Source organism: Halioglobus sp. D3-4 (assembly GCF_055809315.1).
On sequence record NZ_CM147907.1, the window covers coordinates 3,576,143 to 3,589,055 of the forward strand.

Genomic DNA, 12,913 nt, shown 5'->3' on the forward strand with positions numbered 1-12,913 from the left:
CGTCCATTAGACAGACACACTGGAGAGAGCAATGACCGCACTACCGCAAACGCAATACCTTATTCTCGAACGCCAGGGCAGCGTGCTGACGATATGGTTCAATCGCCCCGAGGCCAGGAATTCCCTGTCGGCGGACATGGTGGATGAACTTCACGCCGTGCTGGATGCCGCCGCCGATGACAGAACGCTGCGCACCCTGATAGTGCGTGGCAAGGGCGGCATCTTCTGCGCTGGCGCGGACATCAAGGGCTTCAAGTCTGACGCGCAGGGCGGCGAGCCCAACGAAGAAGAAGTCGCGCGCGGCAACCGCAGCTTTGGCGATCTGATGATCAAGCTCAATGAGCAGCCACAGACGGTGGTGATACTGGTGGAGGGCGCGGCTATCGGCGGCGGACTGGGCCTGAGCTGCGTCGGCGATGTCACCATTGTCACCCGCGATGCGAAGTTCCGTCTGTCGGAAACCAGCCTCGGCATTCCACCGGCACAGATCGCGCCGTTTGTGACCGAGCGCGTGGGCCTCACCCAAGCCCGCCGCCTGATGCTGACCGGCGCGCGTTTCAAGGGTGAGGAAGCGGTGCAGTACGGCATCGGCCATATCCTTGCCGAAGACAGTGCCGACATGGAGAGTAAATGCGTCGAGGTGCTGGCACAGGTCGCACTGTGCGCGCCCGGTGCCAATGCCGTCACCAAGAGTATTGTGTTTGAGGCCACCCGACGACCCCGCGCTGAGGCACTGGATTTTGCCGCGCGTGGCTTTGCCGCCTGCATGCTCAGTGATGAGGGGCGCGAGGGCGTGGCTGCTTTTATCGAGAAGCGTAAACCGAGTTGGGCAAACGACTAAACCGTGGAGAATGCAATGACACGCTTTACCAGTATTCTGGTGGCCAATCGCGGCGAGATCGCCTGCCGTGTGATACGCACTGCGCGCGCACAGGGTTACCGCACTGTGGCTGTTTACTCTGACGCCGATGCCAAGGCACCGCACGTAGTGATGGCCGATGATGCCGTGCACATCGGCCCCAGCCCGGTTAACGAATCCTATCTTGTGGCGGACAATATTTTGGCAGCGGCAAAATCCAGCGGAGCCGAGGCCATCCACCCAGGTTACGGGTTTTTGAGCGAGAATGCCGCGTTCGCACAGGCCTGTGAAGATGCGGGCCTGGTGTTTATCGGCCCGCGCCCGGACGCCATTCAACTCATGGGGAACAAGGCCGAGGCCAAACGGCGCATGATAGACGCTGGCGTACCCTGCGTACCGGGCTATGAAGGCGAGGACCAGAGCGACGCCACACTGCTGCGCGAAGGCGCGAAGATTGAACTACCACTGATGGTGAAAGCAGCGGCCGGCGGCGGCGGTCGCGGCATGCGCCTGGTGCAGAATGCAGATGAGTTGGCCAATGCCATCAAACTGGCACGGGCGGAAGCCACCTCGGCTTTCGGAAACGGCGACCTGATTCTGGAAAAAGCCATTCTCAGGCCTCGGCATGTCGAGGTGCAGGTCTTTGGCGACAGCCACGGCAACATTGTGCACCTCGGTGAACGGGACTGCTCGGTGCAGCGGCGCCACCAGAAAGTGGTGGAAGAGGCACCCTGCCCGGTGATGACAGAGGCACTGCGCGTCGAAATGGGCGCTGCCGCAGTGGCCGCCGCGCAGAGTATAAACTACCGCGGCGCAGGCACGGTGGAATTTCTGCTGGATGAACAGGGCGCGTTTTATTTTCTGGAGATGAACACCCGCCTCCAGGTAGAGCACCCGGTCACAGAACTGATAACCGGGCTCGATCTGGTTGCGCTGCAACTTCAAGTGGCACAGGGCGAGCCACTGGGATTGACTCAGGACGATGTGAGCTTGAGCGGTCATGCTATCGAGGTGCGGCTTTACACCGAAGACCCCAGCCAGGATTTTCTGCCCACATCCGGGCCCGTGGATTTGTGGTCACCCCCCGGCGGCACCGGGGTTCGCGTTGACAGTGGAATCATCACCGGCCAGGAGATTTCACCGTTCTACGATCCCATGGTAGCCAAGATTATTGCCAGCGGCCCGAGTCGCGACATTGCGCGCCTGCGCTTGATTGAGGCACTGAAGGAGACCGTATTGTTTGGCACACGCCACAATCGCGATTTTCTGGTGGCCTGTCTGGAGAAGGACTGCTTTGCGGCGGGCGAAGCAACCACCGCCTTTATCGCTGAGGAGTTTGCAGAAGGCGAGATCGCCGACATACCGCCGAATTTTACCGACAGCGCCGTGGCTGCGATTGTGGAACTGACACTGGAACACCGCGAATTGTATGACAGCAGCGTTCTGGTTGCGGCCGAATTGCGGGACTGGGCCAACGCCAGCCCGCTGGTATCACGCAAACAGTATGTACACGGCGAACAGGTCCACGACCTTTCGGTGACCCCGCTGTCGCAGAGGTGCTACCGCGTCAGTGACGCCGACAACGCCGCCGTTATCGAATTAGTGTCGCTGGCTGACAGCACTGCGCATGTCAGTATCGACGGTGTACAACACCTGGTGCGCTACCACCGGCCCGAGACGGGCAGGCTGTATGTATCGATCGACGGCCGCGCGGCACAGTACCGCGATATGATTCGGCTGGACGGCGTACAGCACGATGCCGAGGGCGGCGGACGGATTGTCGCGCCCATGCACGGCCTGCTGCTGGAGGTGCGCGTCGCCACCGGCGATGCCGTAGAGGCCGGCCAGACCCTGGCAATACTGGAAGCGATGAAAATGCATTACGAGATTGTTGCGGATACCGGCGGCGAGGTGGCAGAAGTGATGGCCACGGCCGGTACCCAGGTTGCGGCGGATGATCTGCTGATAACTATCGATATTACAGAATAAAGCCTGTCCCGCCCTCAGCGACCGGGCTCCAGGCATTTGCAGTTACTGACCGGCGGCGTCATATTGCGCGCAAACCGCATGCGCCCGCGCCCCCTCGGCGGGTTGTAGACGCCCTCCAATCCCTGCGCCGCGCAGTACTGCACACACTTTTCCTCCTGCACCGAGACCCAGTACTGCATACCCCCTCCCAGTGACACGAGTACACTCAACCAGAAAAGAAAGGGAAAAAGCCAAGGACGCATCTACCAGACGTGCTCCATCAACGGAGTCCTGACGGTAGCGCGAGTCCGGCCTGCACACAAGGCGCGGCACGGGAGCCGGTTGCGCTAGACAGCGCTCTGGCCACAGTTCCAGCAGAACTCAAAGGACTCGTCGTTCTCTTCGCTACAGCGTTTACAGACCCACGGCGCCGCGTGCTCATCACTGACCGCGCTTTCCAGAATCCTGCAGGCTATATCATAGTCACGATCGCGCACGACCCAGAGCTCAACCCAGGTATCAAACGGCGATACCTCGCCGATAGCGCTGGAGGCAAATTCATTTTTGACCGCTATCTGCAGACCATACGATTCCAGAATGTTCTTGGCGTTGGCGACAATGAATCGATTGCCGTTGGTGTAAACCATTCTCACGATAATCTACTCTTGCAGTTGACCCGCTTGCACCACGTACACCGACCTACACGTAGTATATGACGGCAGACATCAGCACCACGCTGAGCACGCGATAGCCTGCCTGTATCAGTAAGAGCCTGACTCCCCAGCCACAAAACAGGTTGTCCGAAAGCAATGCGGGGAAAATTATTAGCAGACCCAGAATAAGACCTATACCAATAGCTTCGGGCAGGCTCGCAGGCAGTATCACTGAATGCAGTACGGCCACTCCGAGCGCGGTAAGCAAGCAGGCCACAACACTACCCAGCATGGGCCCCGTTGCACTACCCAGCGTTTCCTGAGTCTTGCCGATACTCTCCATCCACTGGTTTCCAAAGGCGATAGGGCTGTACCAGAGCGCGCCCAGCACCATGCCGACAACGGTTCCCGCTACAATCTGTAGAAAACTGATATTAGCCAAGTCCATAGATTCCTCCACTGGGCAAAGAGCCGCCTGAACGGCACTCACCTGTCAGTCGACATTCATACAAACATCAAATCGCTATTCATTCATCCTGTATGCAAGGGCTGCATGAAAAGTAACCCAAGTCAGCGGTGATGACCAGACTCAAAGAGAACGGCCACACCGCAAGAGGTACTGACGTTGGGAATAATTGAGCCACACTCCGCCGACCCTCCACAGCCACGAAAAATTACAGATAGAGCTTGTCGGGCTGAATGCGTAAACTCAATCTTTTGCCTTGAGAGCTGTCTTTAATGGACTGGAAAATCTTCCTGACAATCTTTGCCTCTGTGTTTGTTGCCGAGCTGGGTGACAAAACACAGTTGGCTACGATGCTATTTGCCACAGATAAAGAAGTGGGCAAGTACACGGTATTTCTGGCTGCTTCGGCAGCGCTGGTAGTAGCCTCTGCTATCGGCGTACTGGCGGGCAGTCTGCTCGCCGAATACATCAATACAAAATACCTTCACTACATTGCAGGGGTTGGGTTTATCGGTATCGGTATAGTCACGCTGTACAATGCTTAGTATGCTCCCGCTGTTCTCGCCGTGCTTCCTACGCGGCAGGCAGCCACGGGACAGGCAGCATTCCACTGCCTACTCTAATCAAGCTTATATGAGGTGAAACATGCAACGATCCTCCAAAGCGATGCTGCTGTCGGGCCTGGTATTTCCCGGCGCCGGGCATTTCTATCTGAGGCGATGGCCGGAGGGCATTCTGCTCGCCGGTACAGCCGCCTGCGCACTGTATTTTGTCGTGTCTGTTGCCGTGAGTACCGCGCTTGATATTGTCGGCCAGATCGAAACCGGTGTCGTGCCCGCCGATCCTGACGTGATATCAGAGCTTGTCGCGCAGCAACTTCAGGCGAGTGCAGGTGCCACCAGTCTCGCCACGATTGTATTGACTGTGTGCTGGGTCACGGGGATAGTCGGTTCCTACTGGCAGGGGCGGGACAAGGTGACTCCAGATGAAAAGCTTTAATATTGCAAATGAGTTTGTCGTGCTCACCCCCGACAAACTTGCCAGCACGGTCGTTAACTCACCAACTGTATATCAGGATTTACAGCGTAACTTCGGAGAGTTCAAAGGGCATGAACTCATCGCACTCCACGAGTTTAAGCAGGACTGGCCAAGCTGGGAAATTCACCCCAACGGCGATGAAACTGTCGTGCTGCTTTCCGGTGCCGCGACATTCATTGTCAAAATCGAAGATACAGCACAAGAAGTCGCTCTGGACCAATCCGGTGACACCGTCATTGTACCGATGGGTGCCTGGCACACTGCCAGAATCAGCGAGCCAACCCGGATGCTGTTTATTACCCCCGGCGAAGGCACGCTGAACAAAGACAAATAATAGGGATTACGGATTGATGTCACTGGAAGAACTGGTCGCCAATTATGGCTACATCGCCATTACGATAGGCACCTTCCTGGAAGGGGAGACGATTCTCGTATTGGGCGGGTTTGCCGCACACCGCGGGTTTCTCGAACTGCCCTGGGTAATAGTCTGTGCCTTTGCGGGCAGCGTCATCGGGGACCAGACGTTCTTTTATATCGGGCGTAGAAACGGCGAAGGTATATTGGAGAAGCGCCCACACTGGCAGGCTAAATCCGCCAAGGTGTTTGCCATGATGCAAAAGCACCAAACCCTGCTGATCCTCGGTTTCCGATTCCTGTACGGCCTGCGCTCGGTGACACCGTTTTTACTGGGCGCATCGAAAGTATCACGCCCGCGCTTCTTTATACTCAATATGATAGGTGCCGCCGTGTGGGCCGTCGTGATTGGTAGCCTCGGCTACACCTTTGGCTATGCCATTGAAGCCGCGCTCGGCAATATCAAACGCTACGAGATGGGCGTGTTTGGCGTGATGGCGGCAGTCGGCCTCGGCTTCTGGGTGTTCCGCCTGCTGACGAAAAAACGCACGGGTTAAGCCGCCCGCGCGTCCTCCACGGCGGCTTGTCCGGCACGTAGTGCCCGGCCCAGACGCTTGCTGCCCAGTGCCTCGGTAGCCGCTCCGTCCTGCCATACCGGCTCGCCGTTGATCAGCACTGCTGTCACCACTCCCTCGGAGCGATTAAACATCTGCTTGTGCTTGAACAGTTCGCGGTACTCGAACACACGGTTGTCATTGGTATCCCAGGTTTTCAAGACTTCAGGGTTCAGCAGCACAATGTCTGCCTGCGCGCCGATATCGAGTGTGCCGACATCGAGGCCAAAAAATTCCGCCGGATCGCGGGTCAGGCGTTTCACCATGGCGCTGACTGTTTCCAGAGACTTGGCCTGCGCCAGCTTCAGGGACATCAGGTTAGCGTCAAAGAAGGCCATATTCGTGATGTGCGCACCGGAATCATTGAAGCCGGGCATCGCGTGCTTGTACATCAGAATATCCAGCGTACTGCGATTACCCTCATTGCCCACATCCACCCAGAAGCGGAACGATTTGTCGTAAGTGCGCATCATATGCAGCATAAAATCGGCGTCATCGCGAATCGGGCGCGGGAACTTCTCAAAGGCCTCGCGCTCGGCATCTGACCTTGCGGCACCAACCGCACCGTACTGGAAACGCTCCAGGCGATCATAGACGGCCTGCATACTCTCGCCATCCCAGTCCGCAACAGGTGCACCGTCAAAAATCATCAGGCGCAGATCGCGCACCACGATATTGTCCGGCATACCGAGCTTGCTCTTCAGGTGGGCGAGATTGCGACCGCGCCTGCCGTAGTGCCAGTCGGCACGGAAGCGGCGCTCGAAATCGGGGTTGTTGAGCAGCGCCATGCGCCCTTCAACATCGTCGTATTCCCTGGCAATCAATTCGCAGGTGGAATCAAGCTCTTCATACAGCGGTGAGACGATGCCATCCGACCAAACGCGGAAGTTGGTACCCAGTGCCTGAAAGTGCAAATTCCCTTTCAGCAAGCGGCTGTTTACGAGGGCTGCAAGGCCTAAAAAGCTCTTGTGTGCGCCGGGCATCAGCACAAACTCCATCGCCGACAGCGCCGATGTTTTCAACGTCTTGCCGAACAGTCGACCACTGGACAGCAGAAAATACAGGAAGGCCTTGGCCCGCTTTTCGATGATAGGCGTGGTCTGCCACACCCTGTCGTATTTGCGCAGTACTTTAAGCAGCCGCTTCATCTCACCAAAGCTGGCGAACTGCGTGGGAATACGTTTTGCGGTAAACGGTTCGCTTGCCAGATAGTGAAAGGGCAGGCCATCGGTACTCATGCCGAGATACCCCTGGTTCATACCCTCTTCCAACAATTGCTCCATACGCATCAGTTCCAGTTCCGTGGGCTCGCGACTGACGCTGTCGCGCAGGCCCATGGCCTCTATCCTGAGCATGGAATGTGGAATAAAGGCACCGACATTCGGACCCAGGGGAATATCGTCAAAGTGATCCAGATAGTCACCGGTGTTATCCCAGTGCACCGCCTCGACGCATTGTCGCAGCACGGACTTGGGGATATTTTCAACGCGGGTAAAACAATCGACAATGGGGTTCTGCTCGCCGCTCTGCTGCCGGCCAAAACAGGTGCCGAGGCTGCAGTTACCCACCAGCACCGTGGTGGTCCCGTGGCGCACGACCTCCGGCAGGCCCGGCTCCAGATCGACTTCCAGATCCAGGTGGGTGTGAATATCCAATAGGCCCGGCATCAGCCATTTGCCCTCGCCCTCGATCACGCGGCTCGCCTGCGTCGCGGGCAATTTGCTGCCGCGAGCGGCAATACGACCGTCCTTCACGGCAATATCCACCTGCTGGGGCGCTGCGCCAGTGCCGTCGAATACCAGTGCGTTGCGAATCAGGGTATCCCAGGTCTTTTTGGCCATGATGCGTCTCCTCCAGTTCGCTGATCTTTGCAGCGTATATCGCGAACCGTGTATCAAGCCACCACCAACCCCCGGCGTCAAGCCGTGAAGCCCTTCTATGCTGGCTCAGTATAAAACCGGAGCACGAGTGATTAGGCATCCCCGGGGACGCCAAAAAGCGTCCACACCCATAATCAGAGGTGGGCTCTCCGTGTACAGGCTCGGCTGGCGACGTGCCCATAGAGAGGGGCACGCTCTCCTGTCGCCAGACGCCACGGCAATGCCCAATCACTCGCACTCCTCACTACGACGCCAAAAACCGAGCCGCTACCAACCCTTCTTCGATAGATAGTCTGTTAGGATAAGACCACGCTCAGCGTGCGGTATCGCGTGAGTGCGCCGAGCACCTGTACCGCTCATCAAACCCGCTTGTTTAAGGAGGCGCTCGCGCCATGAACCCCATCGCTTTCGACAACAGCTACAACAAGCTCCCGGAGCGGTTCTATACCCCACAGGCCCCAGAGCCAGTGCCCGCACCGGGCCCGATTCGGGTCAACCGGGAGCTGGCCGACGAGCTGGGGATCGATGTCCAGTGGCTGGAATCGGCTGAAGGCACCGCTGCCCTCGCCGGCAATACGGTTCCAGAGGGTGCCGAGCCAATCGCCACTGTATACGCCGGGCACCAGTTTGGCGGTTTCAATCCGCAGCTCGGCGACGGCCGCGCAGTATTGCTGGGCGAGGTGGTGGCTGGCGATGGCCACCGATTTGATGTGCAACTCAAGGGCTCCGGCCCAACGCCCTACTCGCGCGGCGGCGATGGCCGTTCTCCGCTGGGCCCGGTATTGCGCGAGTATATTCTCTGCGAATCCATGCACCGGCTCGGGGTGCCTACCACGCGGGCGCTGGCGGCAGTGACCACCGGCGATGTGGTCGCAAGAGACAGGTTTCTGCCGGGCGCGGTACTGGCGCGTGTGGCCAGCAGCCATGTCCGCATCGGCACGTTTGAGTATTACGCCGCGCGCAAGGATGTGGAAGCGCTGCAACTGCTGGCGGACCATGTGATAGAACGGCACTATCCGCAGGCCCGGAATAGCGAAAACCCGGTACTGGCTCTGCTGGAGGGCGTCATCTCGCGGCAGGCACAGTTGATTGCACAGTGGCAGTTGCTGGGCTTTATCCACGGCGTAATGAACACCGACAATATGCTCATCTGTGGGGAAACCATCGATTACGGCCCCTGCGCTTTTATGGACGCCTTCAATCCGCAGCAGGTGTACAGCTCGATCGACCACGGCGGGCGCTATGCGTATCGCAGCCAGCCGGGCATCGCCCACTGGAACCTGTCCTGTCTGGCGCAGTCACTGCTGCCGATACTGGACGAGGACTCCGAACAAGCTGTCGCACGCGCGCAGAAAGCGATCGACGCATTCCCCGAGCAGTTTCTACAGGCCAATACACAGGGCATGGCCCGCAAACTGGGCCTGCAAGAAATCGGCGAAGCGGATACCGCGCTGGTGGAAGACCTGTGGCAACTGATGGCAGAACACGCGCTCGATTTCACGCTGACCTTCCGCGCACTGGCAGACCTCGCACACGAGCGCAACGACCCGGCGCAGACAGTCTCTGCGTTATTTGAATTTCCCGATGCGCTGCAACCCTGGCTGGACCGCTGGCGCGCCCGACTGGATCAGGATGCACAGCCGGGGGCAGAGCGCCAGGCCGCGATGGACCGCGCCAACCCGGTGTTTATTCCGAGAAATCATCTGGTGGAAGCGGCTATCGCGGCGGCGACAGACAACGACGATTTCAGCGTATTCCAGCGCCTGGTGGACGTACTGGAAAGCCCGTACCAATACCGACCCGACCTCGCCGCGTTCGCCACCCCACCGCAACCCGAGCAGGTAGTGAAGCAGACATTTTGCGGCACGTGAAATACCCACCAGATACTGGGCTGTCCGCCGCCACCAGGGGTCCGCAATGCGAGTTTTTCGCAAAGTCGTGTATAACGCGCCAAACCCGTATAATCTTGCGACTTGGCAACCGCTACACACATAGACACACGAGCTCGCTATCTTGACCATGGAATTCTTCGGCAAAACACTCTCTGGCCCGTTCACCATACCCTCGGGCATCGTCACTACAGCGACTCCCATTATCCAGTACATCTTCGACCACGTACCCGAGGTGGGCGTGGTCACAACCAAGAGTATTGGCCTGCAGCCGCGCGAGGGGAACCGCGAGCCGGTCTATAGCCAGTACGCACCCGGCTGTTTCGTCAATGCGGTAGGACTGACTAATCCCGGCGCAGAACAATCGCTGGAAGTGCTGTCAGCGCTGCACATTCCCGAGGACCGTTTTCTGCTGACATCGATTTTCGGTGGCAGCGTGGAAGAGTTTGTCGAGGTGGCAAAAATTCTCGCACCGGTATCCGATGGCCTGGAACTGAACCTGTCCTGCCCGCACGCCAAGGGCTACGGCATGGCGATGGGCCAGGACCCGGACCTTGTGCGCGAGATCACCGCAGCCGTCAAAGCGGTGGTCGACATCCCGGTCATCCCCAAACTCACACCGAATACGCCCGACATCGGCAGCATCGCCGAGGCGGCCATAGCCGGTGGCGCCGATGGCCTGTGCGCGATCAATACAGTCGGGCCCGGCTATACCGCCGCGCATGGGCACCCGGTGTTGAGCAACGGCGCGGGCGGCATGTCTGGAAAGGGCATTCTGCCCATCGGCCTCAAGTGTGTACGCGAGATCGCCGCCGTAACAGACTGCCCGATTATCGGCTGCGGCGGTGCCAGCAGCGCCGGCGATGTAAGCGCTTACTTCGACGCTGGCGCAACAGTGGTAGGTATTGGATCCGCGCTGACCGGATTGACGACCGAGGAGATTGGCACCTACTTCGAGACGCTCAGCAGTGACCTTGAGCGCGGCAGCAACCGTGCCGAGGCGCAGATCCGCTACGATATCGACATGAATTTCCGCCCCGTCACGCTCGTTGAGAACATGCGTGTGTGCGCCGATATCGCGCAGCTGACGTTTGACCGCAAGATCAATATTCAGGCGGGAGAATTCGTTTTCCTGTGGATTCCGGGGCTGGGCGAGAAGCCATTTTCCGCGCTGACCGATGATCCGTTCACGCTGGCCGTCATCGATCTGGGCAAGTTCACCCACGCCCTGATGGGCCTGCCACCAGGCACACAGGCTTATGTACGCGGCCCGCACGGTATCCCCGTAGACCCACCCGAAGATGCCAAGATTATTGCGGTAGCCGGCGGCACTGGCCTGGCCGCCGTGTACCAGATCGCCCGCGATTTTGGCAATGCCGAAGTGTTTGTCGGCGCACGCAGCGCAGAGCGCTTGTACTACATCGATGAGTGCCGCCGTGTGGCAGACGTCCATGTCGCCACCGACGATGGCAGTGACGGGTATCATGGTCTGGTTACCGAACCGCTGCGCGAGCGCCTGGAGGCGATGAGCGCAGCCGAACGCGAGCAGCTGGTATTCTACAACTGTGGACCCGCACCCATGGTGCATGCCGCAAATGCGGTGCAACGGGAATTCTGTCGTCCCGAGCAGATTTTCAGCTCGATCGATTACCTCACCAAGTGCGGTGTTGGCATTTGCGGTGCCTGTGCGACGCCCGATGGACGCCGCCTTTGTGTCGATGGCCCATTTCTGAAATCACTGTGACACACCTAAAACCACCGAGGAGTTACTCGCCATATGGCAGGTAAAGGAATCTACAACGCGCCGTGGGAGAAGTCGTTTGAACGCCTGCTGACCCCACTTGAAGAGTTCATCCACCGCCAGACCACCAGCGGCGTGCTGCTGATGATCTGCGCCGTCATCGCGCTTATCATCGCCAACAGCCCTCTCCACGACCAGTACGCCCACCTGCTGCATATCGAGATCGGCGTCACGCTCGGCGGCCAGATCTTCTCCATGTCGATCCACCACTGGATCAACGAAGCACTGATGGCGATGTTTTTCTTTATTATGGGCCTGGAGTTGAAACGGGAACTGATGGTGGGAGAGCTATCGACGCCCAAACAGGCGCTGCTGCCGATTATGGCGGCGATCGGCGGCATGTTGATTCCGGCACTCTTTTACCTGGTATTCAATTTATCCGGCCCCGGTGCCAAGGGCTGGGGCATTCCGATGGCCACCGACATCGCCTTCGCCATCGGCGCGCTGAGCCTGCTGGGCAGCCGGGTACCGAAGAGCCTTGTCACGTTTCTTATCGCGCTGGCGATTGTGGACGATCTGGGCGCGGTTGCGGTCATTGCACTGTTCTATACCGATGACCTCAACCTGATGGCGCTGGCGTACGCCGGGGTCTGTACTTTCCTGCTGCTGGCACTCAACCTGGGCGGCATCCGTCGGCCCCTGCCCTATGCCGCCATTGGTGTGCTGTTGTGGATGGCGATGTTAACCAGCGGCATCCACGCGACTATCGCAGGCATCGTGGTGGCCTTCATGATACCTATCCGCCCCAAATTCGAGCCCAATGTATTCGTCGACCGGGTGAAAGACACCTCACACAAGATGCTCAAGTCCATCACGGACCAGGCGGATATTATCAAGAACAACCGATTTCGCTCTCTGGTGACATCGCTGGGCGATGGGGTGCGCCTGGTGCAGGCACCGGCGCAACGACTGGAGCATACCCTTCACCTGCCAGTCGCTTACATCGTTATACCGATTTTCGCACTGGCCAACGCCGGTATTCCCGTCGATTTCGCCGGGTTCACGCAGTACTTTCAGGACCCCATTATGCTGGGGGTACTGGCCGGTCTACTGTTGGGCAAACCTGTCGGCATAGCGGGATTTACCTGGTTGACCGTAAAGCTGGGCTGGGCCCGGTTACCAGCCGACCTGAATATGAATCATATACTGGGTGTCGGCCTTCTCGGCGGCATCGGTTTCACAATGTCGATATTCATCGCCGACCTGGGTTTTGCCAACTCCACCGAGGATTTGCTGATGGCGAAAACCGGCATTTTGCTGGCCTCAGCGATAGCCGGGTTCGGCGGGTTTTTCTGGCTGATGATGCATACCACCAAGGACACACAAAACAAAAGATAACGCCCGCGGAGCGCATTGCCACTCCGTGGGAAAAGAGCCGCTACCACCCGCCA

Annotated in this window: 13 protein-coding genes; 9 read left to right on the forward strand and 4 right to left on the reverse strand. The window is 58.5% G+C overall.

Translation table 11 applies throughout. The annotated features are described in order from the left end of the window. Positions 1-31: 31 nt before the first annotated feature. Positions 32-841, forward strand: coding sequence for an enoyl-CoA hydratase/isomerase family protein (locus AC0L6S_RS15555; RefSeq protein WP_473425022.1), 810 nt, complete (start codon positions 32-34; stop codon positions 839-841). Positions 842-856: 15 nt separating this feature from the next. Continuing rightward, positions 857-2,848 carry an acetyl/propionyl/methylcrotonyl-CoA carboxylase subunit alpha gene (locus tag AC0L6S_RS15560; RefSeq protein WP_473425023.1) on the forward strand — a complete coding sequence of 664 codons (1,992 nt, stop codon included), beginning with the start codon at positions 857-859 and terminating at the stop codon, positions 2,846-2,848. A 14-nt stretch (positions 2,849-2,862) separates the two neighbouring features. Here AC0L6S_RS15560 and AC0L6S_RS15565 read toward each other — a convergent pair whose 3' ends face one another. From AC0L6S_RS15565 to AC0L6S_RS15575, 3 genes are all read right to left on the reverse strand, one after another. Beyond that, positions 2,863-3,027, reverse strand: coding sequence for a hypothetical protein (locus AC0L6S_RS15565; protein ID WP_473425024.1), 165 nt, complete (start codon positions 3,025-3,027; stop codon positions 2,863-2,865). A gap of 147 nt (positions 3,028-3,174) precedes the next feature. Further along, the gene (locus AC0L6S_RS15570) at positions 3,175-3,474 is read right to left on the reverse strand and encodes a putative signal transducing protein (RefSeq protein ID WP_473428620.1); all 300 of its coding nucleotides are present in this window, start codon (positions 3,472-3,474) and stop codon (positions 3,175-3,177) included. Positions 3,475-3,526: 52 nt separating this feature from the next. After that, positions 3,527-3,928 carry a DUF1761 domain-containing protein gene (locus AC0L6S_RS15575; protein WP_473425025.1) on the reverse strand — a complete coding sequence of 134 codons (402 nt, stop codon included), beginning with the start codon at positions 3,926-3,928 and terminating at the stop codon, positions 3,527-3,529. 290 nt (positions 3,929-4,218) lie between these two features. Between AC0L6S_RS15575 and AC0L6S_RS15580 the strand changes: the two genes are divergently transcribed. The 4 genes from AC0L6S_RS15580 (at position 4,219) to AC0L6S_RS15595 (ending at position 5,895) form a co-directional block, all read left to right on the forward strand. Next, positions 4,219-4,491 (forward strand): TMEM165/GDT1 family protein, encoded by a 273-nt coding sequence (locus AC0L6S_RS15580; RefSeq protein WP_473425026.1) that lies wholly within the window; start codon positions 4,219-4,221, stop codon positions 4,489-4,491. A 100-nt stretch (positions 4,492-4,591) separates the two neighbouring features. After that, complete coding sequence (locus AC0L6S_RS15585; RefSeq protein WP_473425027.1) at positions 4,592-4,945, forward strand: hypothetical protein; 354 nt, start codon at positions 4,592-4,594, stop codon at positions 4,943-4,945. Next, positions 4,932-5,318, forward strand: a complete 387-nt coding sequence (locus AC0L6S_RS15590; protein ID WP_473425028.1) for a cupin domain-containing protein — start codon at positions 4,932-4,934, stop codon at positions 5,316-5,318. Before AC0L6S_RS15585 ends, AC0L6S_RS15590 begins: the two co-directional genes overlap by 14 nt. A 16-nt stretch (positions 5,319-5,334) precedes the next feature. After that, positions 5,335-5,895: a DedA family protein gene (locus AC0L6S_RS15595; RefSeq protein ID WP_473425029.1), complete on the forward strand. Its 561-nt coding sequence runs from the start codon at positions 5,335-5,337 to the stop codon at positions 5,893-5,895. Here the strand turns inward: AC0L6S_RS15595 and AC0L6S_RS15600 are convergent. Beyond that, a complete protein-coding gene (locus tag AC0L6S_RS15600; protein WP_473425030.1) occupies positions 5,892-7,793 on the reverse strand; it encodes an N-acyl-D-amino-acid deacylase family protein in 1,902 nt (633 codons plus the stop codon). The two genes, AC0L6S_RS15595 and AC0L6S_RS15600, sit on opposite strands and share 4 nt — an antisense overlap. A 431-nt stretch (positions 7,794-8,224) precedes the next feature. Here AC0L6S_RS15600 and AC0L6S_RS15605 point away from each other — a divergent pair, with 431 nt between their 5' ends. The 3 genes from AC0L6S_RS15605 (at position 8,225) to nhaA (ending at position 12,860) form a co-directional block, all read left to right on the forward strand. Continuing rightward, positions 8,225-9,703 (forward strand): protein adenylyltransferase SelO, encoded by a 1,479-nt coding sequence (locus AC0L6S_RS15605; protein WP_473425031.1) that lies wholly within the window; start codon positions 8,225-8,227, stop codon positions 9,701-9,703. 142 nt (positions 9,704-9,845) lie between these two features. Beyond that, positions 9,846-11,465, forward strand: a complete 1,620-nt coding sequence (locus AC0L6S_RS15610) for a tRNA-dihydrouridine synthase (protein ID WP_473425032.1) — start codon at positions 9,846-9,848, stop codon at positions 11,463-11,465. Positions 11,466-11,498: 33 nt separating this feature from the next. Further along, positions 11,499-12,860 carry a Na+/H+ antiporter NhaA gene (gene nhaA, locus AC0L6S_RS15615; RefSeq protein WP_473425033.1) on the forward strand — a complete coding sequence of 454 codons (1,362 nt, stop codon included), beginning with the start codon at positions 11,499-11,501 and terminating at the stop codon, positions 12,858-12,860. Positions 12,861-12,913: the final 53 nt, after the last annotated feature.